At 73.8% G+C, this 16,295-nt stretch carries 11 protein-coding genes; 9 read left to right on the top strand and 2 right to left on the bottom strand.

Translation table 11 applies throughout. The annotated features are described in order from the left end of the window. The first annotated feature begins 111 nt into the window (after positions 1–111). Positions 112–1,272, top strand: coding sequence for a nucleotide disphospho-sugar-binding domain-containing protein (locus ACFYST_RS27415; RefSeq protein WP_387866128.1), 1,161 nt, complete (start codon positions 112–114; stop codon positions 1,270–1,272). A gap of 106 nt (positions 1,273–1,378) precedes the next feature. Further along, positions 1,379–2,611 carry a nucleotide disphospho-sugar-binding domain-containing protein gene (locus ACFYST_RS27410; protein ID WP_387636966.1) on the top strand — a complete coding sequence of 411 codons (1,233 nt, stop codon included), beginning with the start codon at positions 1,379–1,381 and terminating at the stop codon, positions 2,609–2,611. Between the two features lie 119 nt (positions 2,612–2,730). Here the strand turns inward: ACFYST_RS27410 and ACFYST_RS27405 are convergent, their stop codons facing one another. Continuing rightward, entirely contained in the window at positions 2,731–3,942 is a 1,212-nt protein-coding gene (locus tag ACFYST_RS27405) for a nucleotide disphospho-sugar-binding domain-containing protein (RefSeq protein ID WP_387866126.1), read from the bottom strand. Between the two features lies 1 nt (position 3,943). Next, positions 3,944–4,558 (bottom strand): dTDP-4-dehydrorhamnose 3,5-epimerase family protein, encoded by a 615-nt coding sequence (locus tag ACFYST_RS27400; protein ID WP_387636960.1) that lies wholly within the window; start codon positions 4,556–4,558, stop codon positions 3,944–3,946. A gap of 164 nt (positions 4,559–4,722) precedes the next feature. On the opposite strand from ACFYST_RS27400, the gene ACFYST_RS27395 reads away from it, so the two are divergent. From ACFYST_RS27395 to ACFYST_RS27365, 7 genes are all read left to right on the top strand, one after another. Next, positions 4,723–5,733, top strand: a complete 1,011-nt coding sequence (locus ACFYST_RS27395) for an NAD-dependent epimerase/dehydratase family protein (protein ID WP_387866123.1) — start codon at positions 4,723–4,725, stop codon at positions 5,731–5,733. Between the two features lie 700 nt (positions 5,734–6,433). After that, complete coding sequence (locus ACFYST_RS27390; RefSeq protein ID WP_387866120.1) at positions 6,434–7,192, top strand: SDR family NAD(P)-dependent oxidoreductase; 759 nt, start codon at positions 6,434–6,436, stop codon at positions 7,190–7,192. Between the two features lie 165 nt (positions 7,193–7,357). Next, on the top strand, positions 7,358–8,662 hold the full coding sequence (gene rfbH, locus ACFYST_RS27385; RefSeq protein ID WP_387636954.1) for a lipopolysaccharide biosynthesis protein RfbH: 1,305 nt from the start codon (positions 7,358–7,360) through the stop codon (positions 8,660–8,662). Between the two features lie 13 nt (positions 8,663–8,675). After that, positions 8,676–10,055 carry an NDP-hexose 2,3-dehydratase family protein gene (locus tag ACFYST_RS27380; protein WP_387866118.1) on the top strand — a complete coding sequence of 460 codons (1,380 nt, stop codon included), beginning with the start codon at positions 8,676–8,678 and terminating at the stop codon, positions 10,053–10,055. Continuing rightward, the gene (locus ACFYST_RS27375) at positions 10,048–11,016 is read left to right on the top strand and encodes a Gfo/Idh/MocA family protein (RefSeq protein WP_387866115.1); all 969 of its coding nucleotides are present in this window, start codon (positions 10,048–10,050) and stop codon (positions 11,014–11,016) included. The genes ACFYST_RS27380 and ACFYST_RS27375 overlap by 8 nt, the downstream gene beginning before the upstream one ends. 150 nt (positions 11,017–11,166) lie before the next feature. Further along, complete coding sequence (locus ACFYST_RS27370; RefSeq protein WP_387866114.1) at positions 11,167–14,157, top strand: putative bifunctional diguanylate cyclase/phosphodiesterase; 2,991 nt, start codon at positions 11,167–11,169, stop codon at positions 14,155–14,157. A 275-nt stretch (positions 14,158–14,432) separates the two neighbouring features. Further along, the gene (locus tag ACFYST_RS27365) at positions 14,433–16,283 is read left to right on the top strand and encodes an acetolactate synthase large subunit (protein ID WP_387636944.1); all 1,851 of its coding nucleotides are present in this window, start codon (positions 14,433–14,435) and stop codon (positions 16,281–16,283) included. The last annotated feature ends 12 nt before the right edge of the window (positions 16,284–16,295 follow it).

The raw sequence follows: 16,295 nt of genomic DNA, 5'->3' as shown, positions 1-16,295 counted from the left end.
CGGACCCGAGCGGCGGCCCGCACGCTGCACGCCAGCAGCCGTCCGGCGCCTCGCCGCCCGCGCGGGCGAAGCCGCCCGACCGCCCCCGAACGCCGACGAGAGGACACCGCCGTGCGCGTCCTGGTGATGGCCAGCCCCGTGCCCACCCACCTGCTCCCGCTCCTGCCGATCGCCTGGGCCGCCCGCGCCGCCGGCCACGACGTACTGGTCGCCGGACAGCCGGACCTGGTCGAGGCCGCCCGCGGCGGCGGCCTGTCGATCGCCGTGGTCGGCCACGAGCAGCGCGAGATCGAGGAACGCCGCCAACGCCGGGCGCTCGGCCAGGCCGACCCCGGCGGGGACGGCGGCGCGCGCCGCGAACCGCCGTGGAAGTCGCTCGCCGACCGCTGGCGGGCCCGGGTCGAGGACGTGCTGCCGGACCTGCTGCGGATCGCCGAGCGGTGGCGGCCCGACGTGGTGCTCGCCGACCCGCTCGAGTACGCCTCGCTGATCGTCGGCGCGGTGCGCGGCATTCCGGTGGTCCACCACCGGTGGGGCGTCGACTCGTTCACCAGCCGCGACTTCGACCGGATCCAGGAAGCCCTGGCCGGCATCTGCCAGGCCCACGGCCTGCCCGGCCTGCCCACCCCCGACCTGGTGCTCGACCCCTGCCCGCCCAGCCTCCAGCACCCGGACGCGGCACCCGCCCGCCCGGTCCGCTTCGTTCCGAGCAACGGCGTCGGCCTGCGACCCGACTGGGCGCCGAAGCCCGCCGGGACGCGCCGGATCTGCGTCTCGCTCGGCCTGCGCACCCTCGCCCTGGAAGGGCCCGCCGTGATCGCCGCCGCACTGCGCGGCCTCGGCTCGCTGCCCGGCGTGCAGACCGTCGCGACCGTTCCCGCCGAGCACCGGGCCGGCCTCGGCGAACTCCCCGCCTCGGTACGGCTGGTCGACCCCACGCCGCTCGACCTGTTCCTGGACGGCTGCGACGCCGTGGTCCACCACGGCGGCAGCGGCACCGGCCTGGCCGCGATCGCCCGCGGCCTGCCGCAACTCGTCCTGCCGCAGACCCCGTGGACCGCCGAGCACGCCGAACGCGTCACCGCCCTCGGCATCGGCCTGAGCCTTCCCACCGACGAGCAACAGCGCGATCCGCACGCCGTGGCCCACGCCGCCGCCCGGCTCCTCGACGACCCCACCTTCCGCACCGCCACCGCCCACCTGCGCACCGAGATCGCGGCCATGCCCACCCCGGCGGACGTCGTCACCACCCTCGCCGCCCTCGCCGGGTAGGCGCTGGCCTTCCGTCCGGGTTCGATCGTGGGTCGAGCGGGGCGCCGGACGCTGGGCCCGCGTCCGTCGTCGCGGCGGAGTCGAACCGAGCGCATGGAGGAGAACAGTGCGCGTCCTCTTCACCACCTGGGCCTCCCCGTCCCACCTGTTTCCGATGGTCCCGCTGGCCTGGGCGTTCCAGGCGGCGGGTCACGAGGTGCGGGTCGCCGTGCCGCCCAACTGCACCGCTCATGTGTCGGGGGCGGGGCTGACGCCGGTGGCGATCGGTCCGGTGCCCGGGGCGATGGCCGGGAGCGGGCAGGGGCAGGCGAAGGGGCAGTTGAAGGTCTGGCATTCGCAGCGGTCCTGGCCGGCCGACTGGCCGTTGCACCTCGACCGGTTGGACGAGGGTCAGCTCGGCCTGCTCCAGGCGCTGGTTGACCGGCAGGCGGTGACCGCCGAGGCGATGGTGCCCGAACTGCTGGAGTTCGCCCGGCACTTCGGGCCGGACCTGATCGTCCGGGACGCGGGCACGTACGCGGCCGCGGTGGTCGCCGACCTGCTCGGGGTGCCGCTGGCCAGCCACCAGTGGGGCAGCCCGGCGGTGCTCGACGTCGAGCACTCCGCGCCCGGGGGAGAGGCGTGGCCGGGCTACCGGGCGCTGTTCGAGAAGTTCGGCGCGCAGGCCGACGACGGCACCGGCGTGTTCGTCGACCCGTGCCCGCCGTCCCTCCAACTTCCCACCCCGGCAACCCGGTTGAACACCCGGATCGTGTCGTACAACGGCCCGGGCGAGCTGCCCGACTGGCTGCGGAAGGAGCCGGAGGCGCCGCGGGTGTGCATCACCTGGGGAGTCACGGCGGGCAAGCTGGACCCGAAGTCCGCGCTGCCCGCGCCGCTGCTCGGCGCCGCCCACTCGCTGGCGGCGGCCGGCCTGGAGGTGGTGCTCGCCGTCACCGAGGCGCAGCGCGAGCTGCTGGGGGAGCTGCCGAGCGGCATCCGGACGGTGTCGATGCTGCCGCTGCACCTGCTGCTGCCGACCTGCGCGGCGGTGGCGCACCAGGGCGGTGGCGGCACCGCGATGACCGCGGTCGCGGCCGGCACCCCGCAGCTGATCCTCTCGCCGCGCCCGGAGCAGATGCTCACCGGTGACCGGCTGACCGGCGCCGGCGCGGCCCGGCACGTCCCGTACAACGAGCTGATCGAGGACGAGCGGGCCGGGCAGCGGGTGCACGAGGACGTGCTCGCGCTGGTCGAGGACCCGGCCCACCGGGACGCCGCCGCCCGGCTGCGCGAGGAGTCGCAGGCGCAGCCCAGCCCGGCGCGGACCGCGGAGCGCCTGCTCGAACTGGTGCGCTGAGCCGACGAAGCTGAGCCTACGGAGCTGAGCCTACGGAGCTGAGCCGACGAAGGTGGGCCGACGAAGGGGCGGCCCCGACCACTGCGGTCGGGGCCGCCCCTTCAGCGACTTCAGGGGACTCAGGCCACCGCGTCCACCAGCACCGCGACCCGCTCGGCGGGCGTCGGCTCGGCGAGCATCTCCTCGCGCAGCGCGGCGGCGGCCTTGCCGTACCGCGGGTCGTCCAGCAGCGCGGCGACCGAGGCGCCGATCACCGCCGGGTCGTGCTGCTCGCCGGGTGCGGGGAGCAGCCCGGCGCCGGCGTGTGCCAGCCGTTCGCCGATCTCGGCGGAGATCGGCACCTGCGGCAGCACGAGTTGCGGTACGCCGTGCGCGGCGGCGGTCAGGCCGGTGCCGGACCCGCCGTGGTGGACGACGGCCGCGCAGGTCGGCAGCAGCGCGGTCATCGGCAGCGATTCGGCGACCCGGACGCCGTCCGGCAGGCCGCCGAGCTTCCCGGCCTGGCCGGCGCCGACGGCCAGCACCACCTCGACGTCGAGTGCGGTGAGTGCGGCCAGTGCGCCGGTGAGGACGTCGGGCAGCCGGTCGGGGGAGACCTTGCCGCCGGACACCCCGGCGGTGACGCAGACCCGGGGGCGGCCGGAGTCGGTGTGCAGCCAGTCGGGCAGCAGGCCGGGGCCGTTGTACGGCACGTAGCGGACGGGGATGCGCCGGCGCGGCGCCGGGTCGGGCAGCCGCAGCGAGGGCGGGCACGGGTCGAACCAGCCGATCGGCCCGCGCTCGGGGTCGGCGCCGTGCCGCTCGAACAAGTCGCGGTAGCCGGGCCGGAGTTCACCGTCCAGCCGGTCCGTCTCGATCCGGATCACGGTGGCGGTGCCCCAGGTGTGGCCGAACGCGGGGACGCCGAGGACGGCGGCGGTCAGCGGGCCGGCGAAGGTCAGCGAGTCGTGCACCACGACGTCGGGCCGCCAGGCGCGGGCGAACGCGATCAGGTCGTCGGCCATCGCGTCGGCGACGGTGAGCTGCTTGTCCGCCAGCGCGGCCAGCACGGTGCGGTGCCCGTCGTCCAGCAGCTCGGGGCGGGCGGCCCAGCTCTCGGGCCAGCGGCCGAAGCTGCGCCACGGTGCGAGGTCCGCGCGGTTGCGGATCTGGGCGACCGCGACGTCCTGCCCGACCGCCACCCCGATCAGCCCGGCCCGGGCGACCGCGGGGGCGCTGGCCGGCGGGGTGGCGAACCGTACCTCGTGGCCCGCCGCCTGGCAGGCCCAGGCCAGCTGGACCAGGCTGTACAGGTGCCCGGGCTCCGCCCAGGTGGCGAACAGCACTCGCATGTCATCTCCTCGGTGGGCGCTGCCGCGCGTAGAGCGCGCGGCACTCGTCATAGGTGGACAGGACCCCGCGTTCGGTCAGCTCGGCCAGCGACGGCGCGCACCGGTCCTTCTCGGACAGCAGCGGTTCACCGTCGAGCCAGTTCTTCCACGGGATGTTCAGCTCGGGGTCGAAGGGCTGGATGTCGAACTGCGTCCCGGGGACGAACTGGGTGGAGCACAGGTAGCTGATGCAGGCGTCGTCGGTGAGCGCCACGAAGCCGTGCGCCAGGCCCTCGGCGACGAACACCGCGGTGCCCTCCTTGGCGTCGAGCACGGTGGTGACGTGCGTGCCGAAGGTGGGCGAGCCGAGCCGGACGTCGACCACCACGTCCAGCAGGACGCCGCGCACGCAACTGACGTACTTGGCCTGCCCGGGCGGGATGGTGACCCCGTGGATCCCGCGCAGCGTGTTGCGGGACGAGGTCGAGTAGTTCACCTGCAGTGGCGTGAACAGGTGGCCGGTCGCCTCGGCGAGCGCGTCGCGCTTGTACGACTCGAAGAAGTTGCCCCGGGAGTCGGGGTGTTGACGCGGGGTGATCCGATAGGCGTCGGGCACCGCGGTGGCTTGTATCCCCATGGGTGCGGACTGTAGGGAGCGCCGCTAGAGCACCGGTAGCGGCGGCGGCGAGCAGCGGCCCGGCCGTCCACCAGGATTCGAGCCGACTGCTGCACCATGCGGCGCGACCACGGAGAGGCACGCGGCGATCCGGCCGCGGGCCGATGCAGACGGAGGTGCCGACGGTGTCCCAGTTCGACGTGCGGAGCGCGGATCGACCACCGGCCGCCCAGGGCCGGCGGGTAGCGGTCCTCGGCGCGACCGGATTCGTCGGCCGTCGTGTCTGCCAGGCGCTCGCCGCGGCCGGCGCCCGGGTGTACGGGGTCGCGCGCAGCGCCGCCGGCGCCGCGGACTTCGAGCCGATCCCGCTCGACCTCGCCGCCACCTCGCCCGAGCGGCTCGCCGAGGTGCTGCGCAGCACCGGCGCCGACGTGGTGGTGAACGCGGCGGGCGCGGTGTGGGGTGTGACGGACCAGCAGATGGCGCAGGCCAACGCCGAGTTGCCGGAGCGGCTGGTCACGGCGGTCGGCCTGCTGCCCGGGCGGCCGCGGGTGGTGCACCTCGGTTCGGTGCACGAGTACGGGCCGGGCCCGTGGGGCGTGGCCATCCCGGAGAGCCTGCCGCCCGCGCCGGTCAGCTCGTACGGGCGGACCAAGCTGCTCGGCACCGAGGCGGTGCTGGCCGCCGCCCGGGACCGCGGGCTGGACGGGGTGGTGCTGCGGATCGTCAACGTGTCCGGGCCCGGCACCCCGGCGGGCAGCCTGCTCGGCATGATCGCCGGCCGGCTCGCCGAGGTCGCCCGCGGCGGCCCGGGCGAGCCGCTGCGGCTCACCCCGCTGCGGGCCCGGCGGGACTTCGTGGACGTCCGCGACGTCGCCGACGCGGTGGTGGCGGCCGCCGTCGCGGACGCCCCCGGCGGGCTGGCCGGCCAGGTGATCAACATCGGCCGGGGCGAGGCCGTCGCGGTGCGCCGGCTGGTGGACCGGCTGATCGAGCTGAGCGGCCTGCCGCTGACCGTGGCCGAGGAGCCGGACACCGCCCCGCAGCGCGGCGCGGTGGACTGGCAGCAGGTCGACATCGGCAAGGCCGCCCGGCTGCTCGACTGGCGGCCGCAGCGCGACCTGGACACCTCGCTGCGCGACCTGCTGACCTCGACGCCGGGGCTCGTCCCGGAGCCGGAGGCGGTGGCCGGGTAGTCCGCCCAACTGACCTTCCAGGAGCCGAAGTTGCCGCCCGCCCGCGAGCGCCGCGCCGGCCGGGGCTCGTCCCGGAGCAGGAGGCGGTGCCCGGGTGGTCCGCCTTCAGCGCCAACTGACCTGCCAGGAGCCGTAGTTGCCGCCCGTCTGCGAGTGTCGCGCCGGCCGGTGCTTGCCCCGGAGCTGGAAGCGGTGGCCGGGTAGTCCGCCTTCAGCGCCAACTGACTTGCCGGAAGGTGAAGTTGCTGCCTATCCGCGAGTGCCGCGCCGGCCGGTGCTTGCCCCGGAGTCGGAGGCGGTGTCCGGGTAGTCCGCCTTCAGCGCCAACTGACCTGCCAGGGCGCAGAGTTGCGACCCTCCTGTGACACCGCGCCGGCCCGGGATCGTCCCGAAGTCGGAGGCGGTCGCCGGGTAGTCCACTTCCAGCGCCAACTGTCCTGCCGGGGCGCGGAGTTGCGAGCCTCCTGCGAGTACCGCGCCGGCCCGGGGTTCGTCCCGGAGCCGGGGAGGTCGTCGGATGGCCCTTACAGGCGCGCCAACCTCCCTGCCATGACGCCGAGTTGCGACCCGTCCGCGAGCACCGCTCCAGCCCGCGGGCGCAGGCTCGGGGCTGCCGTCGACGGCGGGTCGGCACCCGGCGGCCGGGCCGCCCCGCGTCGGGGCGGGACCCGTCCGGGCCGGCCGCGCACCGAGGAGTGGCATGGACCTGGGACTGCGAGAGCGCGTCGTACTGGTGACCGGGGCGACCGGCGGGATCGGGCGCGCGGTCGCCCGGGCGTACGCCGCCGAAGGGGCCCGGGTGGCCGTTGCCTACCGCTCCGACCGGGCTGCCGCCGAGCAGCTCGCCGACGAACTCGGCGGCCCCGAGCGGGCGTTCGCGCTGCCGTACGACCTGGAGGACCCGAAGTCGCCGCAGCTCGCGGTGGCCGAGGTCGAGCAACGCTGGGGCCGGCTGGACGTGCTGGTGGCGAACGCCGTCCGCTGGGGCGAGCGGCGCATCCCCGGCACCCGGTTCGAGGACGTTCCGGAGCCGGACTGGCTGCCGGTGATCGACGGCAACCTGGCGCCGACCGTCCGCACCGTGCAGGCCGCCGTCGGCGGCATGCGGGCCCGCGGCTGGGGCCGGATCGTGCTGATCTCCTCGCACAACGCGCTCGGCGGCAACCGCGGACAGGAGTTCTACGGCGCCGCCAAGGCCGGACTGCACGGCCTGACCCGCAGCCTGATGTGGGACCTGACCGGCACCGACGTGCTGGTGAACGTGGTCTGCCCCGGCCTGACCACCACCGAGCGGGTCGCCGCCGGGCTGCCCGCGCCGGTCCGCGAGCGGGAGACCGCCGCCACCCCGAGCGGCCGGCTCAGCTCCCCCGAGGAGGTGGCCCGGGCCGTGCTGTACCTGGGCTCGGCCGCCAACGGCAACGTCACCGGCGAGGCCCTCGCCGTCGCCGGCGGCCGCTGAACCGGCCGCTGAACCGGCCGCTGAACCGGCCGCTGAACCGGCTGCTGAACCGGCTGCTGAACCGCCCGCCGAGGCACTGTCGAGTCCGGCTCCAGCAGCCGCCCGCAAGCTGGACCGGACCGACGAGAAGACCCCACCCGATGCCCCATCAGAAGGAGACCGGCGATGAGCGTGCACAAGGAGCTCGTCCTCGACGAGGTTCGCAAGTTCCACCAGGAGCAGGAGGACGACGGCGCGTTCGTGCCCGGGGTCACCGAGATCTGGCCGTCCGGCGCGGTGCTGGACGCGGAGGACCGGGTGGCGCTGGTCGAGGCCGCGCTGGAGATGCGGATCGCGGCCGGCCGCAGCTCCCGCAAGTTCGAGTCGCTGTTCGCCAAGAAGTGCAAGCGGCGCAAGGCGCACCTGACCAACTCCGGCTCGTCCGCCAACCTGCTGGCGATGACCGCGCTGACCTCCGACCACCTGGAGGACCGCAAGCTGGTCCCGGGCGACGAGGTGATCACCGTCGCGGCGGGCTTCCCGACCACCGTCAACCCGATCCTGCAGAACGGGCTGATCCCGGTCTTCGTCGACATCGAGCTCGGTACCTACAACACCACTGCCGACCGGGTGGCCGCCGCGATCGGCCCGCGCACCAAGGCGATCATGATCGCGCACGCGCTGGGCAACCCGTTCCCGGTCGCCGAGATCGCGCAGCTCGCCGAGGAGCACGACCTGTTCCTGATCGAGGACAACTGCGACGCCGTCGGCGCCACCTACAACGGCCAGCTCACCGGCACCTTCGGCGACCTGACCACCGTCAGCTTCTACCCGGCGCACCACCTGACGATGGGCGAGGGCGGCTGCGTGCTGACCTCCAACCTGGCGCTGGCCCGGATCGTCGAGTCGCTGCGCGACTGGGGCCGGGACTGCTGGTGCGAGCCGGGCGAGAGCAACAAGTGCCTCAAGCGCTTCGACTACCAGATGGGCACCCTGCCCGCCGGGTACGACCACAAGTACATTTTCTCGCACGTCGGTTACAACCTGAAGGCCACCGACATCCAGGCCGCCCTCGGCCTCACCCAGCTGGCCAAGCTGGACTCCTTCGTCGATGCCCGCAAGGCCAACTGGCAGCGCCTGCGCGACGGCCTGGCCGACGTGCCGTGGCTGCTGCTCCCGCACGCCACCCCGAACTCCGACCCGAGCTGGTTCGGCTTCGTGCTCACCGTCGACCCCGAGGCCCCGTTCACCCGGGCCGCGCTGGTCGACTTCCTGGAGGCCCGCAAGATCGGCACCCGCCGCCTGTTCGCCGGCAACCTGACCCGTCACCCCGCCTACATCGGCAAGCCGCACCGCGTCGTCGGCGACCTCACCAACAGCGACATCGTCACCGAGCACACCTTCTGGGTCGGCGTGTACCCCGGCCTGAGCGAGGCCCAGCTCGACTACATCATCGAGTCCGTCCGCGAGTTCGTCGCCAAGAACAGCTGAGAGGGAACGCCCGATGCCCGCACCGGACACCGCCGCCGCCCGCCCGCGCGCGACCGCCCGCCCCCGCGGGGACGCCGGCCCGGCCGCCAGGATCGCCCGCTCCGCCGCCGCCACCGAGGGCGCCAGGCTGAGCACCGCCGCCTTCGCCGACTGGCTGGCCGGGCGCGGCCGGGCCAACGACTTCACCGTGCGGAAGATCCCGTTCGCCGAACTGAACGGCTGGTCCTTCGCCGAGGGCACCGGCAACCTGGTCCACCGCAGCGGCCGCTTCTTCTCCGTCGAGGGCCTGCACGTCACCCTCGACGACGGCCCCTACCGGGAGTGGTACCAGCCGATCATCAAGCAGCCCGAGGTCGGCATCCTCGGCATCCTGGTCAAGGAGTTCGACGGCGTCCTGCACTGCCTGATGCAGGCCAAGATGGAACCCGGCAACCGCAACCTGCTCCAGCTCTCGCCGACCGTCCAGGCCACCCGCAGCAACTACACCAAGGTGCACCAGGGCGCCGACGTGAAGTACATCGAGTACTTCACCGGCGGCCGCCCCCGCCGGGTGCTCGCCGACGTGCTGCAGTCCGAGCACGGCTCCTGGTTCTTCCACAAGAGCAACCGCAACATGATCGTCGAGGCGCTGGACGACGTCCCCGAGGACGACGACTTCTGCTGGCTGACGTTCGGCCAGATCGCCGAACTGCTGCGCCGCGACAACGTGGTGAACATGGACTCCCGCACCGTGCTGGCCTGCGCCCCGGTCGCCGACCCGGACGGCCGCGCCCTGCACACCGACACCGAGCTGCTCTCCTGGTTCACCGGGCAGCGCTCCCGCCACGACATCCACGCCGAACGCGTCCCGCTGGCCGACCTGCCCGGCTGGACGCAGGACGAGGAGACCATCGCGCACGAGCAGGGCCGGTTCTTCAAGGTCGTCGCGGTCAACGTCACCGCCGGGAACCGCGAAGTCACCAGCTGGACCCAGCCGTTGATCGAACCCGTCGGCCGCGGCGTCGCCGCCTTCCTCACCCGCCGGATCGACGGCGTCCGGCACGTCCTGGCGCACGCCAAGGTCGAGGGCGGCTTCCTCGACGCCGTCGAACTCGCCCCCACCGTCCAGTGCACCCCCGGCAACCACGAGGAGCGGCCCCCGTTCCTCGACCGGGTACTGAACGGGCAGGTCGCCTACCGGGCCGTGCACTCCGAGGAGGGCGGGCGCTTCCTGCACGCCGAGGCCGACTACCTGCTGGTCGAGACCGGCGACGACGAACCGGTCGACGAGCCCGAGGGCTACGCCTGGGTGACGCCGGGTCAGCTCTCCGAGCTCGTCCGGCACGGCCACTACGTCAACGTCCAGGCCCGCACCCTGCTGGCCGTACTGAACGGCCTGGACGACCGTGCCTGACCCCCTGCGGATCGGCGTGCTGGGCTGCGCGGAGATCGCCCGGCGGCGGATGCTGCCCGCGATCGCCGCCCAGCCCGGCCTGCGCCTCACCGCGATCGCCAGCCGCGACCCGGAACGCGCGAAACCGCTCGCCGCCCAGTACGGCTGCCGGGCCACCGACTACCGCGCACTGGTCGAATCCCCCGACGTGGACGCGGTGTACGTGCCGCTGCCGATCGCCCTGCACGCCGAGTGGGTGGCCGCAGCCCTCGACGCCGGCAAGCACGTCCTCGCCGAGAAGCCGCTCACCGCCGACCCGGCTGCCACCGCGGCCCTGCAACGCCGGGCCGAGGAGCGCGAGTTGGTGCTCCGGGAGAACGTGATGTTCGTCCACCACCCGGTGCACGAGCAGGTCCGGCGGCTGGTCGCCGACGGCGCGATCGGCGAACTGCGGATGTTCTCCGCCGCGTTCGCCATCCCCGCGCTGCCCGCCGACAACATCCGGCACCGGCCCGAACTCGGCGGCGGCGCCCTGCTGGACGTCGGCTACTACCCCGTCCGGGCCGCCCTGCACTTCCTGGGCCCGGAACTCACGGTGACCGGCGCCGCCCTGCACCGCGGCGCCGGCAGCGCCGTGGAGACCTCCGGCGCGGCCGTGCTGACCACCCCCGGCGGCGTGCTCGCCCAGCTCGCCTTCGGCATGGACCACGCCTACCGCAACAGCTACGAACTGTGGGGGAGCACCGGCCGGATCCGGGTCGAGCGCGCTTTCACCCCGCCCGCCGACCAGCCCCCCACCGTCCTGCTGGAACGCGGCGGCAGCACCGAGCAGCCCTTGTTCGCCGCCGCCGACCAAGTCGCCGAAACACTCGCCGCGTTCACCCGCGCCGTCGCCGAAGGAGCCACCGCCGCAGACGAATTGACCCACCGGCAGTCCGAACTGCTGTACCGGCTCCGCGCCGCCGCCACCCCCACCGCCTGAGCCGAACGGGCGACACCCGCCCGAAGGTCCCCCGCCCCACCTGCCAATCATTACGCTGAGTTGAGACTGCGTGCCGGTGCGTGACCGGATTGGTGTAGGGTCCGAAGCGGGAACACCGGTACGGCCACGGGCCGGAGGGGGAGATGTCGATTGAACTCCACCGAATCGGTGCTGCCTGCCCATCCCGCCCTGCGCAGGCTCACGGCCGTGCTGCTCGCGGTGCTCTGCGCCGGGTACGCGGTGGGTTCCGGACTTGGCTGGGGTTCGTGCGAACTCGCCCTGGTGATGGGCGACTTCGGCCTCGCCGGGGCGGCCCTCGCGGCCGCCCTGTCCTGCCTCGCGCACGGCATCGCGGTCGGCGGCCACACCCGGCCTGCCTGGCTGCTGTTCGGCCTCTCCTCCGCCGTGGTCGCGTTCGGCAACGGCCTGTGGGGCTGGTACGAGGTGGTGCTCGGCCGGCCGCTGCCGCCGGACTCCTCCGCCGAGTACCCGTTCCTGCTGTTTGCCCCGCTCGCCATCACCGGCCTGCTGGTGCTCGCCCAGCGCCCGCGCAACCCGGCCGGCTGGCTCTGCCTGATGCTGGACGGCTGGCTGGTGGCCGGCTCGCTGTTCACCCTCAGCTGGAGCCTGGCACTCGGCCGGGTCGCCGCCGGCGACGGTGACGACCCGCTGAAGCTCGCCATCGGCCTCGGCTACCCCGTACTGGACATCCTGCTGGTCGGCCTGGTGGTCGGCCTCAACGTCCGCGGCCGGGACCGCAATCGGGCCGCCGTGCACACCGCGATGATCGGCCTGGTCGTCACCGTGGTCTGCGACGCCCTGTTCACCACCCCGCAGTTCCACAGCGACTACCACTCCGGCGAACTGCTGGACGCCGGCTGGTTCGCCGGCTCCCTGCTGCTCGCCTGGGCCCCCTGGTCGCACACCCGCCGCCCCAGCCGCCAGCACCCCTCCACCCAGGGCGGGCCGCGCCGCCGGGTCGCCTCCACCTTCAGCGCGCTCACGCCCTACGCCGCCGCCGCGGTGTGCACCGCCGGCATCCTCTACAACACGCTCGGAGGCCGCCCGCTGGACCGGGTGATGCTCGCCGCCGCCAGCACCGTCGGCCTGGCCCTGATCGTCCGGCAGGGCGTGATGCTGCTCGACAACCTGTCGCTCGCACAGGAACTCGCCACCAAGGAAGCCCACTTCCGCTCCCTGGTGCAGGGCTCCAGCGACGTCATCATGATCGCCGGGCCGTCCGGCGCGCTGTCCTACGTCAGCCCCGCCGCGCTGCGGGTCTACAACCGTGACCCGGGAGACCTGGTCGGCGGCAACCTGCTCAACCTGGTCCACCCCGAGGACGTCGACCGGGTGCTCGCCGAGGTGCGCCGCATCCTGGCCCGCAGCCGGGGCGCCCGGTTCCAGCCCGGGGAACCCTCCGCCCGGGTCGAATGCCGGATCCGCTCGGGCGAGAACGAGGGCGAGGGCGAGGGGGAGTGGCTGCACGTCGAATCCACCGTCAACCCGTACCGCGACGGACTGATCCTGAACAGCCGCGACATCACCGAACGGGTGCGCCTGCAGGCCCAGTTGCAGCACAACGCGTTCCACGACCCGCTCACCGACCTGCCCAACCGCGCCCTGTTCGCCCAGCGCGTCCGGGCCGCGCTCACCTCGCAGGGCCCGGCCGGCACCGCCGTCGCCGTGCTCTTCCTCGACCTGGACGGCTTCAAGGCCGTCAACGACACCGCCGGCCACCAGGTCGGTGACGAACTGCTGGTGCAGGCCGCCCGCCGCCTCCAGGCCGCCGTCCGCACCGAGGACACCGTCGCCCGGTTCGGCGGCGACGAGTTCGCCGTCCTGGTCCGCGGCCGGCTCGGCCACCCCCAGGTCCGCGACCTCGCCGAACGCATCCGCGCCGCCCTCTCCGAGCCGTACTGGATCGGCGGCACCGAACTCGGCGTCGCCGCCTCGATCGGCATCGCCTTCGGCCCCGACGCCCCACTGCCCGTCCCCGAACCCGCCCCCGGCGAGGACGAGGACGCCCGCGCCCGCAGCGCCGACAGCCGGGCCGCGAGCGCCGCCGACGAACTGCTCCGCAACGCCGACCTCGCGATGTACCAGGCCAAGTCCCGCGGCAAGGGCCGGGTGGTGCTCTACACCCCGGCGATGCGCGCCGAACTCGACCGGCGCGGCGAACTGGAGGAGCGGCTGCGCGCCGCCGTCCGCGAAGGCTCCTTCGCGCTGCTCCACCAACCCGTGGTCGAACTGGCCGGCGGCCGGCTCACCGGCGTCGAGGCCCAGGCCCGCTGGCGCTCCGCCGAAGGCCTGCTGCTCACTCCCGCCGAGTTCCTGCGCACCGCCGACACCGGCGACGGCGCCACCCGGTTCGCCCGCTGGCTGGTCACCGAAGCCGTCGCCGCCGCCGCCCGCCGCCGCGCCGACGGCCCCGCCGCCCCGCCCGTCCCCGTCACCGTCCGGCTGGCCGCCGAACGGCTCTGCGCCCCCGGCATGTACGAAACCCTGGCCGGTGCCCTGCGGGACACCGAACTGCCGCCCGACCTGCTCGTCCTGGAAGTCTCCCGGACCGGCCCCGACGCGCTCGCCGACGAACTCGGCCGCCGCCTGGCCGCGTTCCGCCGCCTCGGGGTGTCCACCGCGCTCGCCGGGTTCGGCGCCGGCGGCGGCTCGCTCGGCGCACTCGCCCGGATGCCGTTCGACGCGCTCAAACTGGACCGCAGCCTGGTCCAGGACATCGCCGACTCCACCCTCACCCGGGCACTCGCCGGGCACGCCCTGCGCCTCGGCCGCGACCTCGGCCTGGTCACCGGCGCCGACGGCGTCGACCACCCCCGGCAGCTCGCCGTGCTCCAGGAACTCGGCTGCCGGCGCGGCCAGGGCCTGGCCTTCGACCGCCCGCTCGACGAACTGCGGCTGCGCCGCGCCCTGCTGCGCCGCGGCTACTCCGTCCCGCGCCCCGGCCAGGGCCACCCCGGCCGCCGCCCGCTGCTCACCCCCGAGGCCCGCACGAGCGGATTGGCGGAGACTTCCGCGGCCCGCCCGGGGCACCTGCACAGCGGCCTTGAGCTGCCGCAACGGCACACCGTCGGGGGTCCGAGCGGTGGCCCGCATGGTGAGACGGCGGTCCCACCAGCTTGACACCCACCACTGCGTGGGAGGAAGGTCGGTGCCATGACCACCCGAATTCTCGTACTTGGCGGGCGCGTCGGCTGAAGAACAGCCTGACGCGCCTCCCCCTCGCATGCCCTTGGCACGAGGGGTTTTTTGTTGCACGAATCCGGGTCGGCCACCGCAGGAATCCTGGCCTCAACCCCCCGAAATCCGGACGATCGAGGCACCGCCGGAGACCGCCCAGGGAGCCACCGCCCCCGGGCCGGCGCCACCCCGAGCAGAACCCGAGAAGAGACAGGCAGATGACTGAGCACGCCGCAACCCCCCGTCGTGGGGACCACCCGGCCGCCCACGCTCCGGGTCAGCAGACCATCGAGACCATGACCGGCGCACAGTCGCTCATTCGCTCGCTCGAGGCCGTCGGGGCCGACACGGTCTTCGGCATTCCGGGCGGTGCCATCCTCCCTGCGTACGACCCGCTGATGGACTCCACCAAGGTCCGGCACATCCTGGTCCGCCACGAGCAGGGCGCCGGCCACGCCGCGACCGGCTACGCGCAGGCCACCGGCCGGGTCGGCGTCTGCATGGCCACCTCGGGCCCCGGCGCCACCAACCTGGTCACCCCGATCGCCGACGCCTACATGGACTCCGTCCCGATGGTCGCGATCACCGGCCAGGTCGCCTCCAAGGCGATCGGCACGGACGCCTTCCAGGAGGCGGACATCTGCGGCATCACGATGCCGATCACCAAGCACAACTACCTGGTCACCGACCCCGCCGAGATCCCCCGGGTGATCGCCGAGGCCTTCCACATCGCCGCCACCGGCCGCCCCGGCCCGGTCCTGGTCGACATCGCCAAGGACGCCCTGCAGGCCACCACCACCTTCCGCTGGCCGGTCGAGACCTCGCTGCCCGGCTACCGCCCGGTCACCAAGCCGCACGCCAAGCAGATCCGCGAGGCCGCCAAGCTGCTGGTGAACTCCAAGCGCCCGGTGCTGTACGTCGGCGGCGGCGTGCTGAAGGCCAACGCCGGCGCGGAGCTGCGCATCCTGGCCGAGCTGACCGGCGCCCCGGTGGTCACCACCCTGATGGCGATCGGCGTCTTCCCGGACAGCCACCCGCAGCACCTGGGCATGCCCGGCATGCACGGCTCGGTCCCCGCGGTCACCGCGCTGCAGAAGTCCGACCTGCTGTTCACCCTGGGCGCCCGCTTCGACGACCGGGTCACCGGCAAGCTCGACTCGTTCGCCCCGAACGCCAAGGTCGTGCACGCCGACATCGACCCCGCCGAGATCGGCAAGAACCGCCCGGCGGACGTCCCGATCGTCGGCGACGCCCGCGAGGTGCTGGCCGACCTGATCGTCGCCGTCCAGGCCGAGTTCGACGCCGGCCACCGCGGCGACTACGCGGACTGGTGGACCAAGCTGAACCAGTGGAAGCAGACCTACCCGCTGGGCTACGAGCCCGCCCCCGAGGGCATGCTGTCGCCGCAGCAGGTGATCGAGCGGATCGGCCAACTGGTCGGCCCGGACGCCATCTACGCCGCGGGCGTCGGCCAGCACCAGATGTGGGCCAGCCAGTTCATCAAGTTCGAGAAGCCCGCCACCTGGCTGAACTCCGGCGGCGCCGGCACCATGGGCTACGCCGTCCCGGCCGCGATGGGCGCCAAGGCCGGTCAGCCCGACGTCCCGGTCTGGGCGATCGACGGCGACGGCTGCTTCCAGATGACCAATCAGGAACTGACCACCTGCAGCCTGAACAACCTGCCGATCAAGGTCGCGGTCATCAACAACGGTTCGCTGGGCATGGTCCGCCAGTGGCAGACGCTGTTCTACAACCAGCGCTACTCCAACACCGTCCTGCACTCCGGCCCCGGCCATGACGGCATCGAGCAGCCCGCCCAGGGCACCCGGATCCCGGACTTCGTGAAGCTGTCCGAGGCGATGGGCTGCGTCGGCCTGCGCTGCGAGCGCCCCGAGGACCTGGACGCCGTCATCAAGCAGGCCATGGAGATCAACGACCGCCCGGTGGTCATCGACTTCATCGTCCACCAGGACGCCATGGTCTGGCCGATGGTCGCGGCCGGCACCAGCAACGACGAGATCCAGTTCGCCCGGGGCGTCCGCCCCGACTTCGGCGACGACCAGGACTGACGGACCAGAAAG

It is taken from the genome of Kitasatospora sp. NPDC004614 (assembly GCF_042873675.1).
Taxonomy (GTDB): Bacteria; Actinomycetota; Actinomycetes; order Streptomycetales; family Streptomycetaceae; genus Kitasatospora.
The sequence above is the reverse complement of the archived record's forward strand: the minus strand, read 5'-3'. Positions and strand labels throughout refer to the sequence as shown.

Bases quoted from the DNA above. Each gene is read 5' to 3' on its own strand.
- ACFYST_RS27390 (WP_387866120.1), top strand. From the start codon at position 6,434: ATGGACCTGGGACTGCGAGAGCGCGTCGTACTGGTGACCGGGGCGACC.
- rfbH (WP_387636954.1), top strand. From the start codon at position 7,358: ATGAGCGTGCACAAGGAGCTCGTCCTCGACGAGGTTCGCAAGTTCCAC.
- ACFYST_RS27380 (WP_387866118.1), top strand. From the start codon at position 8,676: ATGCCCGCACCGGACACCGCCGCCGCCCGCCCGCGCGCGACCGCCCGC.
- ACFYST_RS27400 (WP_387636960.1), bottom strand. From the start codon at position 4,558: ATGGGGATACAAGCCACCGCGGTGCCCGACGCCTATCGGATCACCCCG.
- ACFYST_RS27365 (WP_387636944.1), top strand. From the start codon at position 14,433: ATGACTGAGCACGCCGCAACCCCCCGTCGTGGGGACCACCCGGCCGCC.
- ACFYST_RS27405 (WP_387866126.1), bottom strand. From the start codon at position 3,942: ATGCGAGTGCTGTTCGCCACCTGGGCGGAGCCCGGGCACCTGTACAGC.